Raw genomic sequence first — 16,221 nt, 5'->3', positions numbered from 1 at the left:
ATTTATTTTTTTAACCCTCTTTTTTTATTCAGCGGAAGCTCAATTAGCCAGTATGATACAAGTCCTATAATCATAGATATTGCAAGAGTTAAATACCATGGTAGAATTGTTTTATATAGCTTTTCAGATAAAAATACAACCAGATAATGGTTACAGTATACGATATAGCTCATGGAACCAAAGAAATTGTTAAATTTTAACTTGACATCAACATTTGCCATAGCCGCTATAATAGGGATAAAAATAACAACTCCGATTAAAGTGTGAGGGGAAGATCCAAGCCCATGCTTGGTCGCAAATTGCAAAGCTAGGAGAGAAGTTAGGATAACCCACCACAACAAAACTTCTTTATTTTTTTTATAGTAAATCAAAATTCCTATATAAAATACCCAAAAAACCGAAAAGAACATTGTATACGAAAAATTTACTGCATCTTGGGTTTCTTTAAAAATAGGAAAGAAAATCACTATTGCATACTGTATAAAGCTTATAATAGCTACTGTCCTAATGAGCCAAAATTTGTTTACAGTAAACAATATCGCTAGCAGCATGTATATTTGCACCTCTAGACCTACTGAAAAAAACGGAGGCAGTACAAAATCTAAGCCCGGTATTTCATTTGGTAGAGTTTGAACGTTGATATATGAAAAATATGAAAGGGGAATAAGAGTTATCGCATATATAAATTTTAATGGCGACAGAGATAGTTCGTTTGGAGTTAGGGCAGCAATAGAGACAAAAGCTATCACTAGCCAAAAAATAGCCATAGGATATATTCTAAGAAACCTATCTTTTAAATAAATCTTTATATTGTTTTGGTGTACTTGATAAAACAGCTTTGTACTTACTATACCAGCTAAAATATAGAAAGCAAAAACTGCTACCCAACCTTGATGTACATAAAAGAAGGTGATTTTACTATGAGAGCACAGAACGAACACAGCTAAAATAAAACGCAGGTACCCGAACATTTACTTAGCCTTTTTAAGCAGCTTAATGCTATCAGGATCAATTCCACATGTTTTTGGGGTTATAGTTTGAGTGTGTAGCGTGGATTGGTTGTTTGGTTCTTGATAATTAAATACAAAATAATAGCCTGCAACAAACATTAAAACCGCTTTGCCATCCTGGCACATTACATTTGCCTGCCTAAGATCTATTGCTTTCCATTTAGCGTACTCTTCTTCCCTTGAGATATTTTTATGATTATGGTCTACAAAAGTAAAAATAATCTCTTTGGTTTCATGATTAATCTTTATGGGAAGTTGTGGAGGAGCAATCCTTGTGTTTTCTTCTGCAATGATTGCATCCAAAATTTTATCTACGCTATCAACCTCTTTAGTCGCCTGATTTCCTGCAAAAGAGCAGGTGGAAAGCAATATTAACATCAATAGCTTTGATATAGCCGTCATAGGGCGTTTTTTGTCAAAGTACATTTTAAACCCTTATTAAGAGACTACATATCTATTGCATGGGTTTTCGAGCATCTGATGACGCATCTCCATCATGTAATCAATCATATCTTTTTGAGGGTTTTTTGCCAAATACTTTCTTAAAAAGTACATGCTTAGCAGCCAGTCTAAAATAGATGAATATGGAATTAGCATTAATATCCAGGTTGTCTTACTTCCATGCTTTTCATATACCATCTTTGTTAGAGCTGATAGCTCTTTTTCGCGAGCTAGGAACTCATCATCATTAATATTTGGGTTGATATAAAATCCCATTTCAAAATGCTTTAGTATAGGTACAACTAAATTCAAAGCCATTCCTACTAAGCCAATTGCCAACATATTTAAAACCTCTTGTAACAACATATATTTAAACTCCTATATAATCTCTTTTAATAAGATCATCTTCGATTGTCCCGCGAACGCCTTTGTTTTCTAGGGTCTCAATCCAACCTTCTTCATTAGAAAGTATACCGGCATGATCTTCTATTTTGGATAAGCATTCAGCTGTTTTTTGGGCAATAAAATCAACCTCCTCGTTGCCCAAAACATTGCCGGATCTATCAACATGTCCCATTAGCGGCTCATCCTTTTGCTGCTCCATTAAAATCGGAGAAGATTCTCGCGCCTTATACAATTCATGTATGCAAGGACCAAAGGACCATGCTTCAAAGTTCTCATCTAACAAAAAGTGTCCAGTTTTTTGTAGATAAGCTCCATTGATTTCATACAAGATTTTGTGCATATCTGTATGGAGTAACGGCTTGTCTTTTAAAATGTAGTAATTAATTACATAATTACTGAGATCTGTTGCTTTCATTTTCACCATCCTTTTGTTTTAAAGTGTTTAAAATTTGTCTAGATTCCTCTATACTTCTGATAATTGGTTTTCCGTCTTGATCAAACTCCATCACCTGAACAGAGGTCTCCGTTAAATTAACATCTTCTAAAGGCGCTCCGGTAAGCGGATCAACCTTTACACCTTTTGTATTGTAAACGTCATCTCCAGCTTTGAGCTCGGCAAAAATGTCAAAGTTCTTAGAAGTTTTAATGTGAGTTGTATTGCCATCTTGTGGCATTGTAGAGTTGGTGTCGCTAGTTGTTGTGTTTAACTCCCCAAAGATCTCACTAAAATCTATCTCTTTAGCCTTAACATTTCGCAGAGATTCTAAAGCCTCATCTTGAGATTGTGCCATCTCATGCATTAGCTGCATCTGTTTTTGTTCTGCCTCTGAGGGCATTGGCTTAACTTCCGTGACATCTATAGGTACTTTTGTTTGTTCAACAACATTCGTTGGTTTTGATTTGGTATCATTACCTCCACAGCCTATTAGGATGACAGCGGTAGCTATGCTTATAAAAATAAGCCCCTTTGTTTTCACTGCATTCCTCCTCAATTCCTGAGTTGGTTGAAAAAATATTTTTTTCAACAATATAATTATATTGTATTATTTCTTAAAGTTACTTTAAACAAAGTTGTGATATACTAGCAAAATCAGTATAGAGACAATATTCTAATAGTATTGTTTTAAAAGTGGAGTCTTTACATGAATAATGCATTTAATATAGTTGGCGCTTGTCCAAAATGTGGTTGTTCTGTCTTGGAAAAAGATAAAATTTTTATATGCGAAGCAGCTAAATTTAAGCAAGAGAATGGCAAATGGGTTAATATGGGTTGCTCGTTTAAAGTTTTTAGAAATCAAATTTATGGACTAGGACACCCAAAAATAAGTGTAGATGAGATGAGAGATATTTTAAGTAGCGGCTATACCACAGTAGAGCTTTTATCCAAAAATAATACATTTTATAAAGTGAGATTGGAACTTAACAAGAAAAAGGAGCTTTGTGTCAAATTTAGAAACAAAAATAAAGAATAAGGAGCAAAATATTACTCCAGATCTTGCGCTTGGTTGCATAGCTAGTATAATATTTGCGGTAAGTGTTTATGCAGCTCCGGGAATAACACAGGAGGATTTGTTAAAAATGCTTCCTAAAAATCTAAATGATATAAATTTAACAATGCCTGATACAAACTATAGTATGCAAGAAAAGATAAAAGACTTGCAAGAGGGTATACTAAAAGACAGTGCCGTTTCACTTGATGGAATTACGGTGCAAGATATACAAAAAATCGGTAAAGACGTTTTAGGGCAGGGGGCGGACAACAAGCCCAACCAAGCAAATCAAATAGATGATATCCTAAACTCATTTACCCCAGGAAAGAAATAATGTCTAATATACTGCTAATAATCATAAATATTACAATTTTCGTTATGTTTAATATGCAACTATCAGGAGATGCGCTTAATCAGTGGCTCATTGGCTGGGGCATTAATTATATGACATTTGCAGATAAGCCTATAACGTGGATCTCTTCGGGTTTTATACATGCTAATCTTTCGCATATAGCAATGAATATGCTATTTTTATTTTTGATTGGATGGAGAGCAGAGAAAACCATAGGATCTTTTTTGTATACGACAGTATACTTTTTATCTTTAATAGCAAGCAGTTTTGCATCTGTTCTATATATTATCAATGTAGACGGACTTACTAACGTTGTCGGGGCTTCCGGTGCTATTTTTGGCGTCTTTGCCTTTAGCTCTGTTGTAAGCAGGAGCTTTAAAAGGTTTGTTTGGGACTCAACAGTGTTTCATATTATGGTATTTGTGTTTGATATGCCTATTGCTTGGTATGCTCATCTAGGAGGCGCAATAGTTGGAATTGTGTGCGGGATTGTAGCGCTGGTTGTTTTTAAATTTAAGGGGAGACACTTGTATGAATATTAGAATACTTACTTTAATTGTTGTGGCATTTGGCTTTGTATTTGGATTAGGTTTTTTGTTTTTTAATAGTCCTCAGGGCAGTGACGTTTATACGGAACATGCACTTTCGTCAAATAATACAAATATAAATGAAAAAGAGAGAAATAAAGAGCTAATGAGGGGGATTTCTAGGGTTGAAGGAACCACAAGGGTTCTAAGAGATATAGCAAATAACAATGCTAGCTTAATTAACAGCAGGAATTGTAGAGGATTTTTAGAAGATATAGATGCGGATGGCTTTTTTGATTTTCCTGTTATGGGTTTTACTATCCAAACAGACGATTCAACTTTAAAAATCTTATATAATTTTTGTAGCTTCACGTACAACACCCAGGAAGCTATCTCTTTAATAGTTACCACTCAAGGGCTTTTGGATAATTTTATAACAGAAGATAATTTTGGGGATCGTTTTGTGCCGGCTTTTGTCTTTAAAGAATACAAAGACTACTCGTCTGATAAATTATTGACAGAAGAGAATGTTGGATTAATCAATTTAAAAGATTTGCTAGTTAATTAAAAAGAGGAGGCTCCTAAAAGGAGCGAGAAGAGTAAAGAAGAGGATTATAATACAAATTAGACATTTGAAATCCTTAGAAGAGTTGAGCAACTGAGGTTGCTGAATAAATATGTTATAGCAAAAAAAATAAGTATTTGAATTTAGGGTAAGATTTTAAATAGATTTTTACCTAAAAGGTAAAAAGAAATTGGTGAAATGAATCACCAACTTCTTTTGTTTAATAACGCCAAGTTTCATCGACCAGTCTATCTGATTTATCAGCCAAATAGCCATAGTCTTCATCCTCGTCGTCATTGTATTCATCCTCGTCGTCTTCAGAAAATCCGCCATCATCCCAGCTGAAGACAAAAAATCCGTTTTTATCCCTAAGGTGCGACTCTGGATCTACTTCGTCAACCTTTCCGGTAGGATAAAAAACCATATTCAGCTCAGGGTCATAGACAGGCTTCCAAAGATCTCCTACATACACGCAGTTTCCGTGCTTATCAATGTAGGAGTAGTCTTCGGGATCAACCGAAGCTATAATATAAGGAGGTTTTTTCTTTGTTTTTGACTTTGAATAACTTGATTCGTTTTTTAACTCTTCAAGCCGTTTTTGTCTCTCCCTCCACCTTGCTTGCTCTTCAATAAGCTCATCAAACAAATCTAAAGTTGTTTTATCTCTAAATTTCTTCTTTTGAGCAAAGTTAATCTCTTTTGCATCCAAAAACTCAATTGGCATTTGAATGCATTGAGTGTCTAAGTGTTGAGCAAGCCAGAGTAAACCTTCTGCATAAGGTTCCAAACTTTTTAGCTTAGCTTTGTTTTTATAACTATGGATATTATCCTTAGTTGGCAAACAATAGCTAAATCCATTAAGTTCGGCTGCATTTACCATGTCCGTATCATCACAAACCCTTTCTTGGGTATAAAACATAGTATCTTTGAATTGATTGACCAGTTGCCTACAAATTGCAGGATTTGGCTCATCATACTCAAACGACCCAGAAAGACCATATCCCTCATTTGTCACATCCAAATTTACAAAGAATGTGTTTTGTAGGAATTTTCTGGTATATCTTAAAAAGTTGCGAGCTCCGTCGCAACCAACTTCCTCCCCCTCAGATAAAAATAGCCCAACATTTGTTACGCTTCTTTTTATGAGTTCCTCAAAAACAAGTAGCGCAACGGCGTTGCATATAGTGTTGTCAAGTCCGCCGATTACATGCGTATCTGTAATAACCGGCATTCTATTGTTTTCAAACCCTTTTGAAAACAAAGGGATTAAATCTATATGAGCCATAATAATAATTTTTGGAGGATTGTGGATGTCGATATTGGAAAACAGTCCTACATCAGGTATGTAGTTATATGTCATTCCTCTTTCTTTCATCCAGTCTTGAATTGCCAAAAGCTTGGGGCTATTTGGGTCCTCATCCTTATAACCTTTGCAAAGAGTTGTAAACAACTCCAAAATTTTTTCCTTCTTCATTGTTTTACTCCTCTTTTTAATAGTTGCCATCTTGGCTATCATCTTCATCATCGTAATCATCTTCATCATCGTAACTATCATCGTCATCTTCATCATATTCACAATCAGAAGAATTTGCTAAGCTTTTTTCGCAGTCTGATTTAAGCTTGTTAATAAAATCTTCTTCACTAGCTAAAATGTACAAGCGAGATGTAGCGTCGCTATAAACCCTTCCTTCGGTTATAGCCGAGTTACTATAACGAAGAAATCCGGTTTCCTTATCTACAATGTTACAATTGACTCCAATCGACTTTTTCTTAATAATGTCATCACAATGATTAACAAGCTGAGAAGATCCACCGTTCGCTCCCATACTAACACATCTAACGCCCTTAGTTTGCATCAATCTATCAGCAGTAGCTTTATAAATTTTTGCAATAATATCTAAATCTTTACGTTCAGATTTTCCAAGAACTTCAGCTGAATCAAAGCAGATCATTTCACCGCTCTCACTCATCCAAACCATAGATTGTGCTATTACACTTCCTTTACGCCTAATAATAAAAAATGTAAAAAATGGATTACTATAACCCACATTTACACATCTTGATCCGGCTGAAAGCGGTGCTTGGCAGCAGTCGGTATAAATACCGGCTAATAAGCCCGTTTTGTCAATACGAGTATCTATTATCTCATATTGATACTCACCTTTTTTAGCTTGAAAAGTATCGCTAAAAGGAGCGATTTCTTGATCGTCAATATCCCGCTCGTTCCAAGCTTTAAACATTAGCTCGGCAGCAGCCATAGTGCTTTGCTGATTACCGGCATAATACCTTTCCATAGCTTCTACATCCAATTCTTGTAAAAACTCAATAAATTGATGAGTTTGATTAAATTGACTGATTGTGCTATTGTAGACTGCCATAAAGACTTTTTGTCTTATATTTTCATCCTTGATATTTTCGCAAAGCTCTTGAGCTCTATCCACAGCCTCTTTATTTAGAGATTGATTTTTTGCAAAATTGAATAAAGCGTGTATTGAAGGAAGGTTAACGCCAACTTTGTGTTTTACTATGGTTTTTGTTCTTTTGATTAAATCCTCGGCGCATGTTACGGAAGGAATATATCCAACTAAATTTCCGAACCTTAACGAGTCTTTATTCACTTCAAGAATACAATTACCCAGCCAATCTACAAAAGACGCTATTCTTAGTTGAGCTTGAGGAGCTAGTCTATGAATTTGCTTGATCCCATACTCTTCTTGTACCCATTGCAAAATATCTTTGCTAAATTGCTTTGGGTTACATAAAATCATTGGAATTGACTGAGGTATAAAACCATGATATTTTTTCCATCGATTTTTATGTTCTTCAAGAATAGATAACACATCTCTGAGGGATACCGTTATCTTTTCAACATTATTGTTGGAGCTAAACTTTTTCATATAGGCAAGCCTAAATAAAAAAGGATTGTCTCTCAATAAAGTAGCCATCTCTTCTGATAGCTCAAGATCCCACTTAGGGCGATAATCGTCTGAGTGATTCCACAGGTGATTATAAGATTTCTTCAAAGCATAAAAAAGTGCCTTGTCGTCATCCATCTCTTTATTGAAATTAAGCTCCTTCCAAATGTCATTCCATAAAACAGCACCATCATCATCCAAATAGGTTGTGATACCGTTGTCCATGACATTTATCTGAGCTGCGGCGTCATTTAATGCCCAGAATATGGCATAAAGGTTTTTAAAGCCTCTAATTGCCAAATACTCTCGCATCAATTTTACTCCAAGACCCATAGAGTTGTCCTCTATGTCTGTCTCAAGGTGAACATTGCCGCCAAGCACATTGTTATTAGCGCTAGTCACTAAAAACATACCAACGCTATTATTGAGACTGCGCGTCATAAATGAGCAGTCCAACAACAAGCTGTACAGCTCTTGTACAACTTCTTCCGGACTTTTTGTTCCGGTTTTTTCTAAAATAACATCCAATTTTGGATGTTTTTTTAGTTTTTTGACCCAATATTTTTGGGTTTGAGGGGCGATTTTCGCCTCAACTTGTTGTTGATGAATTACATCTTCAACCATTTTGCTCTCCTTTAAAAAATTATTCCAACATGCGAAAGCATGAAGTTTGGTTTATAGGTTATAGCTAAAAATTATGATAGAAGATGTTTTGTAGAGTAGGTTGTTTTTGATAAAAATAAGGTTGCTACCTAAAAGGTAGGTGTCTTAAAAGACGGGTTTAAGTCTTTTTAAAACCTTACGATTGTAAAGTTTTTTTGACTTAACTATTTTGGTTTTCATGGTTATTTCGCGCTTAAAAGCCATAAGCACATCACCGTTTCTCCTAATATTCGCCATATAAGCTCCTTTTAAAAAGAGGGTGCCTTTAAAAGCACCCTAGCTTAGAATTTATTTCACAAATTGCTTTGGCAATAAATCCTTAAGCTCTGAAAAGCATCCTATTCGTAGCTTTTCGTTTACGTACGAAGCATGCATCGTACGAAAGCCTAACCGATCAAAGACTTCAAGATTTTCTTGCTTATCATCAAAAGCAAGAAACGGAATGAGGTCGTTCTCAACTAGATAGTTTTGTATCTGCTGAGATTTTAGCATCTCGTCAAGCTCTAATGAGTTTTCACGATGAAGTATCATGTCAAACTTCATATTGTGCTTGTTAAGATACTCATGATCGGCTTCCCCTAGCACTCTAGCCGTAAGCAGGATTTGTGTAAAACCTGCATTGGCAAAGCTGTAAAATACAGCTGCTAGCGGAAGTAGTTGGTCTTGATTTATAAATTCGGCTGTGCAATGTTTTAGCCAATAATCTAAATCAAAAACCCCGTTCTCGTCTAACTTTGTTCTATGACGAGAATCTACCAGCGTGCCATCTAAATCCCAAAGAATTAGAATTTTTTTAAGAAACGCCGGTGACAGGAAGGTAAATAATTCACCGTCTCGATGTATCATGCTACCCTCCTGCTTATTCTTTTGGCGTTGTGAGGCAGCTCTATTAAGTTGCTTTCAACGCTAAATATGCCATAGGGCTCAAGGAGATCCCAAATTGGCTGATTTTTTAGCTCTTGAAAGAGCAACTTATATGGAGAGTCCTTATAATACCTAACGCTCCATATTCTGTCCACACACTCCAAAATGAAGGATTTTACATCTGAACCCCACTTTTTGTTTGTTGTGAACAGGGTTGGGTTGGCGCTCATCATATCGGCTTCATTATAGCCAAGCTCATCCATTAAAAAATGGGAAGCTATAACTCCGACATCAACAGCGCTTTCTTCCGCCTCTAGCTCTTCTGCAACATAAGTTGCATATCCAGCACAACCTCGCTTAGTTGTACCGCTATTTTCTGTAACCATATCTCCACTCCTTGGTTAAATTGGCTCATTAAAAATGAGACTATTTTGTAGTTATAGCAAAAAAATGTGCGGTTAATAAGTTTGTATCTAAACATTGAAAATTTGTAGTTAATAGCTACGAAAATAATACGATATAATATTTCAACAAAAGGAGGTTTATACATGAATAATATATCTATATTTCTTGAGGCTTTTGGGTATTTTCCGGCGTTATTAATTTCATTTACAATTATCTTCGTGCTACTTTCTTTGTTTGTTAAGGCTATGCGGGCATTAATCGCTGTAGCCGCTATCATTGGATGTTTATATTACTATATTGCAGCTGATATCCAAATGCAACAAAAATTAAATTTACAGGCTAAACAACTTATAGAACAAATATCAAAATTTATACCCTAGTTGCTTTTTTATAGAAGAAAATTTTTATGATATAATGCTTGCAAGGATTATAATACAAAAATAGGATTTTCTGATGGAGGACAAAAAACTACCCTATTTTGCCGAAAATGGCAAGCTAAAAATTGAAGACGCAGATTTCTTTTTGAAGATGCTGGCGCCTGTACATGCCGATAAGCACAATATTACTCAATCCGAAGTAATTGAGGCTTATAACACATTAAAAAATCACGCAAAAAGCTTGATTAAAAAAGTGGCGCAAGAGATTAATATGCAAGTTCCGCCTAGAAGCGAATGGGATTCTATTTGCGGAGAAGCTATAGCTCAATTATTGCGAGATATAGATCTTGACAACAAGGCAAGTATTACAACATATCTATACAACAAGCTAAAGTATGCTATTAAGGTTTACAATCGCGAAATCGGTGGTTTTTATAGTGCTAAAGGAGCTCATAAAGACTGGCAAGAGCAGCAAGGGCTATCGGTTCATTCTTTCAAAGACGATGATGGCGTTTTAAGAGTTGATGTTGTTGACGATAACGAAGATGTCGAAAAGCTTGTCATAACCCAAGACTTTAGACATAGACAATTTATAGCTTTTAGAATAGCTTTAGCCGGTTTGCCAAGAATGCAACAGATAGTTTTATATGCAACAGCAGTAGGCGAGGAAAATAATTCTATAGCTGATATGGTGGGAATGGATGTAAAAACAATGGCTTTGTTAAGAGATCAGGGGATGGCTCTGCTTTTTCAAAGGGCTATGAGAAGCTCTCACTTGACAGAAGATGAGAAAATTGATACATTGAAGTTGCACGGTATTGTTGCACCCAACTATTCAGGTGATTTGCAGTCATTACTATGCCAAAGCATGGCAACAAAGTAACAAATGTCCAATGGTTATAACTATATACCATCTTATGTTTTTAAAGAAGGTAGCAAATATCAACAGCTAATTAGTAGCTACCAACCTCTTTTTGAGTTGTATATAAAAAATAAAGAGAGATTTGATAAGGCAAAAAGCGAGGAACTTTGGCAGGGAATATATCATTGCGCAGAATATGTGTTAGGTAGTTTTAATTTTATGATATATAACTCCTATGACACAAAAACCTCTCAAGATAAAATTTCTACAGCTATGTATAATAGATTGGTAGCTGTGCACGGTAATGACTATATTAATACAATTCAGCCTCAACTTGTCGAATTGGCAGAAAAAGCGATTTTTTATTCATTAGGAATGGATGTCTACAAAAACAATAAGAGGTTTTTATGGCAATCAAGTTCAAAATATAGAACACTATTAAAGCATGCCATTGAAGTTGTATTTAAATCATTAATTTTTGACTTTTTAAAAACACAAACCGTTGTTTTAGATACTTATGATTTGAATGACTTTTGTTATTGTGATGAGGATGCCGATGTTTTATCAGGTATTGATATTATAAGATCGTCAGGATTGGAAAAGCAAATTCCTAAATGTATTTTACAAAAACTGCTTGATTTTTTAGATAATGGGGATACAACCCATCAAGATGAGCTTATGCCATATCTACAGGAAATATACTACAAAATAAATAAACTTGAGTAAAAAATGATTGCATATATTACAGATAATCCTGAAATAAAAAATCAGCTTAAAATTGATAGTTTTTTGGCATATCAACTGTATGACTGGAGGTATGAGGAGGTTCCAAACAAGGAAAATCCACTACTTAGCGATAGAATTTTAAGGCGTAAAATTAAAAATAATGCGATAATTAAGTCTTTTCGTATGAATGATGAAATTGTAGCTTTTGTTTCACCATCAAATTATAAACTGATATATGACCTGCTTTTTATTAAAAAGGAATTTTCAAAGAAAGTAAAATTTGTTGCATGGCATGACTTCAAAAAAAGAAAGTCATTAAAGATCAATAAAGAATACGTAACTTTAAATTTTGATCAATATCTACAAAGAGGCGTTTTAACAAAAAAAGAATTTAATTCCTTGGCGTTTTATAATTTTATTAGAATAGAGCAATTTGTGTCTATGCTTTTAATAGTTAATTACAATACTTACCACAAAACATCTTATTTGCTAGGCTTAGATGATAATTATGAAGAAGTGTGCGGGGATGATGAAATTTCTATTTTGGGAATAATTAGAGTTTTAATGCATGAAAAAGGATTTTTTTATAAAGCAATCGACTCTTTAACTTACCAATCAAGAAAGCTTAATATAACAGATCCGTTTTGCGGGAATTTCAAATTTCTAAATACAAGTAACAGCTTATACAAGTTGTATGAAAAATATAAAGATTCGGATTTATATAAGGGGATTGATGATGGAAAAAAACTCAAAAAGCATAAAGCTGGAGTGAGCATAATAATTAAATATTTAAACTTATTTTTTCCGCTTGTGGATGTATTAAAAACCCTTAGGTATATGGAAACAAATTCATTTATTAAAAGTAACGGAGCGGGTTTTGATGTTTTTAGCCCCATCACTCCAGAAGAAATGAATGTATATAGTCCTTTTTATGATATATCGGTTTGGAAAGATTTATACGCATCAGGAACGTATCAATTTAACTCTTTTTTTCCAAAAATTCAAGCCGATGTTCCACTTTTTGTTTGCCCATTATGTGGAACTTCTGAATTAAAAACAACTCCTTTAAATTTCTTTTGTGAAAATGTTAAATGTCATTTTAAGATTTCTAGAAAAATAAAACCGGCAGGGAAGCCAAAAATATTATCCGAGAGAGAGCTTTTGCAACTTATTCATTACGGAGTTACTCATATTAAAAACAAAATGGGCGGCTATAGTAGATATATTCTCAAGCAACATAATCTACATTTTATGGCTATTCCGGATTTTCAAAAGAATTATGCGGAAGAATAGATAGTAATATTGAATAACATGGATTTATTTAAAAATATGATATAATTTTAAGTGTCAATCAATATGTTTTGGTATATTTCTTTTGATTGACACAGCTCTTGTTTGCCCCCACAAAAACAAGAAAAGACATTCCCTAAAAACCGCTTTACTTACCTCCTCCTTTGAAGTAGGGCGGTAAAATCTCTTATATGTTTATATTTTTGCTATAACCCACTATAACTACACTTTTTTATTTAAGTGTATCAATTTTTTGTGTGTCTTTTAATGGCACGAAAGGAGCAAAAATGGTCTATATTTATTATATGGACGAGCAGCCTGAAGAGGCTGGAGAAGAGCGAGGGGTTTTAATTCCACAACCTTTTGCTTTATGCGTGGAAAAAGAAGTTAAAAATCTTTATTCCAAAAAAGATGGCAACGCAAAAGTGCCAAGTCTCTTAGGAGGCTTTGATCGATTACTAACTGCTACGGGCATACTTAATCTTGCGCATGTCAGCACAGAGGTGGGCAAACCCATTGCAATTAGTAAATCAATTAATTTTAAGCGCAATTCGTTGCATGAGACAATTCTTGAATTGCACAGAGATAGTAGGGGTTACAAAATCTTAACCAATAACCAGAAGTTTTATGATTTTGTAACGGAGGTGATCCCCGAGTCAAAACAACTAGCGGGATCTTCGCTGTTTTTATTGGATACACATAGCTTTTTCTACAAATATTATTCAGACAAGGCTACGTATTTCAATAAAGATGGAGAGCCAATCGATCTTTTAAAAAGAACGGGAGGCTTTATAAAGTGGCTACTTACTCAGCCATTTACTCATATAATCTTTGCTAGTGAATCAGCACATTCATTGCGTAAAGAAACATACCCTTTTTATAAAGGAAAGCGCCCACCAACACCCAAGGCTTTTTGGCAACAAATTATTATGTGCAATAAGTTTTTGGAATATATCGGGTTGCCTCCAAGAAGGATTTTGGGTTATGAGGCTGATGATGTTATAGCGTCTGCAACAGATAAATTTCATGTACAAGTTCCCATTACGGTAATGAGTAATGATAAAGATCTTTTGCAGTTATATTCTTATCCCGGATATAAACAAATTCGCATGGATAAAACCCCTATGTCACCTGAATACGTAAAGGAAAAATATGGTATCAAGCCATCTCAATTCCTTGATTTTCAGACAATGTGTGGAGATAGTAGCGATAATATACCCGGAGTAAAGGGTATCGGACCAAAAAGAGCTCAGGTCTTGCTAAACAAGCATCGTTCACTAGAGGGTATTTTGAATAATATCCGAAAGCTAGACGCAAAAACTAGGGCTATGTTTGAGGAAAACGCTCAAAATTTAGCTGAGGCAAGGGATTTGGTCTATTTAAGGCGACATCTGATGTCTGAGGCTAGCTTGGATAGTTTTGTGTTTAATAAGCGTTTAGTTGCGCACAGAGCGACAGAAAAGCTAAAAGAATACGGAATTGTCTTTTAAAATTTTAATATTGGTTAGCTATTTTTAAATAGTTAGCCAATATTCTTTCCATTTTGGAAAACATATTAAAAACAATATTGTTTTAATATTCTTAAATACATTAAATAAATTCTTATAATTATTGCAAAATAAATAAAAAATAGTTGTTTGCGTCTAGTTTTTTTGTCTTTAAGCTTGTAGAGGTTTATTTAAAATAAGTTATTCCTATAAGGAAAAGAGAGGGCGTAAAGCCCTCAAATTAAGAATTTGCTTACACCTCAAATGAGTTGGCAAATTTGATCGAAGGATCATATATCGCACAAACGGGCGAATATCCTACGATTCTATCAAATAGGGTCACTCTGTTTCCAAGGTGATCCCTAACATTTTCGGCAATTCTCTCCTCCTTTTTAGTCATTTTTATTCTGAGTAGAGAACCGTCTTCTAGCAAGATGTTGTCTTTAGCAGATACATCCTGCTTATCTGCACCTTCTTTTGCTCTTACCATTCCACTAGCAATGATGGCTGATAGCTTATGTGCATCAACCTTAGCAAGCGGCTTAGCGGCATGAAAGCGATTTTCCTCGTCCAAATCTAGTAAATTTGGAAAGGTAGTACACTCTTCTTGCGAATAGCAAAAAGCAGAGGTCACTGAGCTGTTTTGCAAACTAGACCCTGCATCTATATGAGGAGTTCTTATTTGATACTCCCATTTTGACGCAAGAATTGTGTATTTTTTAAGTGCAATATGTATGAGTTCATGTAAATGCACCCTTTTTGGATATTTAATCGTTCCGTTTTGGTTTACGCTAATATCCTTTTTTTCAATAAGAGAATTCACAAAAGAGTTCATTTCCTTTGCTATCTCTAAAAATTGCCCACAATCATCAGTGTTTGTCCCCCTTAGATTTTCATCTAATAGATTTTCAACCTTTTGTATGTAAGCATCTAAAAACCCATTATTAAAAGGATCGTATCTAAAGAGGCTCATAGGCTCAATCCAGTTTTTTACAAAACCGTCCGCACTACTGCTTTTCTCAGAGTGCTTAAGGATTTTAGCTATAAAGAAAAAACTCTCTCCATGGTTGGCATAAACCTTGTTGCTGTCTGTAAACCAACCAATAAGTTTTGCATTCTCAAGTAGCCAAATTCCATAATTAAATTTGAGCTTTGTGAAATAAGAGTAGGAAAAATTACCTATGTCTTTTCTCACCTCTTTTTTCTTTTTGATAGTAAGTTGTAGAATTTCTTTATCTACCTTACTTAAATCCGGAGACATTATTTGTTGCTCCAGAACCATTATCTCATCATCAAGTTTCGCCACCGCCTCTTTGTCATCGCAATATCTTCGATAGATTGATGGGAGCTTCATAAATTCATCAAATTCCTTAATGGGATTGATAATTACATAGTCTCCAGGCTGTAGATAGTAGGTTTTGTCTACTATACTTGACTGATGAATATCTCTTTTTACATTATTTCCGGAAGTAAACAGCGTTACATTCCTGCTGCCATTTTCTCCTTCTCTAACATAAGTTCCAAAAGCAATATTCCTTGCATTTGGCATAACATGCATTTTTTGCATTCTAGCCAAATGAGGATACCCATCCTCCATCAATTTAATTGAAGAGTTGTATCTGGAGGCAACTTTTCCGGACAACGGTAGCACCATGCCTTCAATATCGCCTTCCTTGCCCCATTTAGGAATGGCATAATTAAAGAGGTAGTCTGATAGAAAATTATCATGTCCTCTTTTTCCCCTATAGCCTTCCTTTGGATCTCTACAACTCTCTTCTAAAATCCCATGCGCTATTTCGCTTGAGATAAATAATTTTTTTGCCATTTTATTCTCCTTGAAAA

General features: G+C 34.8%; 20 protein-coding genes. 9 read left to right on the top strand and 11 right to left on the bottom strand.

From position 1 onward, the window contains the following. Window positions 1–2: 2 nt before the first annotated feature. The 5 genes from ACHJH3_RS06540 to ACHJH3_RS06520 are packed head-to-tail and all read right to left on the bottom strand — an operon-like array spanning window position 3 to window position 2,833. Window positions 3–971 carry an acyltransferase family protein gene (locus ACHJH3_RS06540; protein WP_407064114.1) on the bottom strand — a complete coding sequence of 323 codons (969 nt, stop codon included), beginning with the start codon at window positions 969–971 and terminating at the stop codon, window positions 3–5. Beyond that, complete coding sequence (locus ACHJH3_RS06535; protein WP_407064113.1) at window positions 972–1,436, bottom strand: hypothetical protein; 465 nt, start codon at window positions 1,434–1,436, stop codon at window positions 972–974. Between the two features lie 12 nt (window positions 1,437–1,448). Beyond that, the gene (locus ACHJH3_RS06530; RefSeq protein ID WP_407064112.1) at window positions 1,449–1,793 is read right to left on the bottom strand and encodes a hypothetical protein; all 345 of its coding nucleotides are present in this window, start codon (window positions 1,791–1,793) and stop codon (window positions 1,449–1,451) included. 28 nt (window positions 1,794–1,821) lie between these two features. Further along, the gene (locus ACHJH3_RS06525; RefSeq protein ID WP_407064111.1) at window positions 1,822–2,271 is read right to left on the bottom strand and encodes a Panacea domain-containing protein; all 450 of its coding nucleotides are present in this window, start codon (window positions 2,269–2,271) and stop codon (window positions 1,822–1,824) included. Continuing rightward, the gene (locus tag ACHJH3_RS06520; protein WP_407064110.1) at window positions 2,249–2,833 is read right to left on the bottom strand and encodes a hypothetical protein; all 585 of its coding nucleotides are present in this window, start codon (window positions 2,831–2,833) and stop codon (window positions 2,249–2,251) included. Before ACHJH3_RS06520 ends, ACHJH3_RS06525 begins: the two co-directional genes overlap by 23 nt. 165 nt (window positions 2,834–2,998) lie before the next feature. Here ACHJH3_RS06520 and ACHJH3_RS06515 point away from each other — a divergent pair, with 165 nt between their 5' ends. Genes ACHJH3_RS06515 through ACHJH3_RS06500 form a run of 4 tightly spaced genes read left to right on the top strand, consistent with a single transcriptional unit; the run spans window position 2,999 to window position 4,793 of the window. Beyond that, window positions 2,999–3,328: a hypothetical protein gene (locus ACHJH3_RS06515; protein ID WP_407064109.1), complete on the top strand. Its 330-nt coding sequence runs from the start codon at window positions 2,999–3,001 to the stop codon at window positions 3,326–3,328. Then, window positions 3,297–3,680, top strand: a complete 384-nt coding sequence (locus tag ACHJH3_RS06510) for a hypothetical protein (protein WP_407064108.1) — start codon at window positions 3,297–3,299, stop codon at window positions 3,678–3,680. Before ACHJH3_RS06515 ends, ACHJH3_RS06510 begins: the two co-directional genes overlap by 32 nt. Continuing rightward, window positions 3,680–4,240, top strand: a complete 561-nt coding sequence (locus ACHJH3_RS06505; protein ID WP_407064107.1) for a rhomboid family intramembrane serine protease — start codon at window positions 3,680–3,682, stop codon at window positions 4,238–4,240. The genes ACHJH3_RS06510 and ACHJH3_RS06505 overlap by 1 nt, the downstream gene beginning before the upstream one ends. After that, entirely contained in the window at window positions 4,230–4,793 is a 564-nt protein-coding gene (locus tag ACHJH3_RS06500; RefSeq protein ID WP_407064106.1) for a hypothetical protein, read from the top strand. The genes ACHJH3_RS06505 and ACHJH3_RS06500 overlap by 11 nt, the downstream gene beginning before the upstream one ends. 217 nt (window positions 4,794–5,010) lie before the next feature. Here ACHJH3_RS06500 and ACHJH3_RS06495 read toward each other — a convergent pair whose 3' ends face one another. The 5 genes from ACHJH3_RS06495 to ACHJH3_RS06475 all read right to left on the bottom strand — a co-directional run bounded on the left by ACHJH3_RS06495 (window position 5,011) and on the right by ACHJH3_RS06475 (window position 9,618). Beyond that, window positions 5,011–6,351, bottom strand: a complete 1,341-nt coding sequence (locus tag ACHJH3_RS06495; RefSeq protein ID WP_407064105.1) for a M28 family peptidase — start codon at window positions 6,349–6,351, stop codon at window positions 5,011–5,013. After that, window positions 6,281–8,329, bottom strand: a complete 2,049-nt coding sequence (locus ACHJH3_RS06490; protein WP_407064104.1) for a hypothetical protein — start codon at window positions 8,327–8,329, stop codon at window positions 6,281–6,283. The genes ACHJH3_RS06495 and ACHJH3_RS06490 overlap by 71 nt, the downstream gene beginning before the upstream one ends. Before the next feature lie 144 nt (window positions 8,330–8,473). Continuing rightward, window positions 8,474–8,605, bottom strand: a complete 132-nt coding sequence (locus tag ACHJH3_RS06485; RefSeq protein ID WP_407064103.1) for a hypothetical protein — start codon at window positions 8,603–8,605, stop codon at window positions 8,474–8,476. Between the two features lie 51 nt (window positions 8,606–8,656). Next, window positions 8,657–9,214 (bottom strand): HAD family hydrolase, encoded by a 558-nt coding sequence (locus ACHJH3_RS06480; RefSeq protein WP_407064102.1) that lies wholly within the window; start codon window positions 9,212–9,214, stop codon window positions 8,657–8,659. Then, entirely contained in the window at window positions 9,211–9,618 is a 408-nt protein-coding gene (locus ACHJH3_RS06475; protein ID WP_407064101.1) for a hypothetical protein, read from the bottom strand. Before ACHJH3_RS06475 ends, ACHJH3_RS06480 begins: the two co-directional genes overlap by 4 nt. 162 nt (window positions 9,619–9,780) lie before the next feature. Here ACHJH3_RS06475 and ACHJH3_RS06470 point away from each other — a divergent pair, with 162 nt between their 5' ends. The 5 genes from ACHJH3_RS06470 to ACHJH3_RS06450 all read left to right on the top strand — a co-directional run bounded on the left by ACHJH3_RS06470 (window position 9,781) and on the right by ACHJH3_RS06450 (window position 14,382). Then, window positions 9,781–10,017 (top strand): hypothetical protein, encoded by a 237-nt coding sequence (locus ACHJH3_RS06470; protein WP_407064100.1) that lies wholly within the window; start codon window positions 9,781–9,783, stop codon window positions 10,015–10,017. Window positions 10,018–10,090: 73 nt separating this feature from the next. Then, window positions 10,091–10,897: a hypothetical protein gene (locus ACHJH3_RS06465; RefSeq protein WP_407064099.1), complete on the top strand. Its 807-nt coding sequence runs from the start codon at window positions 10,091–10,093 to the stop codon at window positions 10,895–10,897. A gap of 3 nt (window positions 10,898–10,900) precedes the next feature. After that, window positions 10,901–11,602 carry a hypothetical protein gene (locus ACHJH3_RS06460; RefSeq protein WP_407064098.1) on the top strand — a complete coding sequence of 234 codons (702 nt, stop codon included), beginning with the start codon at window positions 10,901–10,903 and terminating at the stop codon, window positions 11,600–11,602. Window positions 11,603–11,605: 3 nt separating this feature from the next. Next, a complete protein-coding gene (locus ACHJH3_RS06455) occupies window positions 11,606–12,895 on the top strand; it encodes a hypothetical protein (RefSeq protein WP_407064097.1) in 1,290 nt (429 codons plus the stop codon). Window positions 12,896–13,179: 284 nt separating this feature from the next. Next, window positions 13,180–14,382 carry a 5'-3' exonuclease gene (locus tag ACHJH3_RS06450; protein WP_407064096.1) on the top strand — a complete coding sequence of 401 codons (1,203 nt, stop codon included), beginning with the start codon at window positions 13,180–13,182 and terminating at the stop codon, window positions 14,380–14,382. A 250-nt stretch (window positions 14,383–14,632) separates the two neighbouring features. Here ACHJH3_RS06450 and ACHJH3_RS06445 read toward each other — a convergent pair whose 3' ends face one another. Beyond that, complete coding sequence (locus ACHJH3_RS06445) at window positions 14,633–16,204, bottom strand: hypothetical protein (RefSeq protein WP_407064095.1); 1,572 nt, start codon at window positions 16,202–16,204, stop codon at window positions 14,633–14,635. Between the last annotated feature and the right edge of the window lie 17 nt (window positions 16,205–16,221).

The organism is Campylobacter canis (genome assembly GCF_045504005.1).
GTDB lineage: Bacteria > Campylobacterota > Campylobacteria > Campylobacterales > Campylobacteraceae > Campylobacter_A > Campylobacter_A canis.
This window is presented reverse-complemented; position numbering and strand designations above follow the sequence as displayed.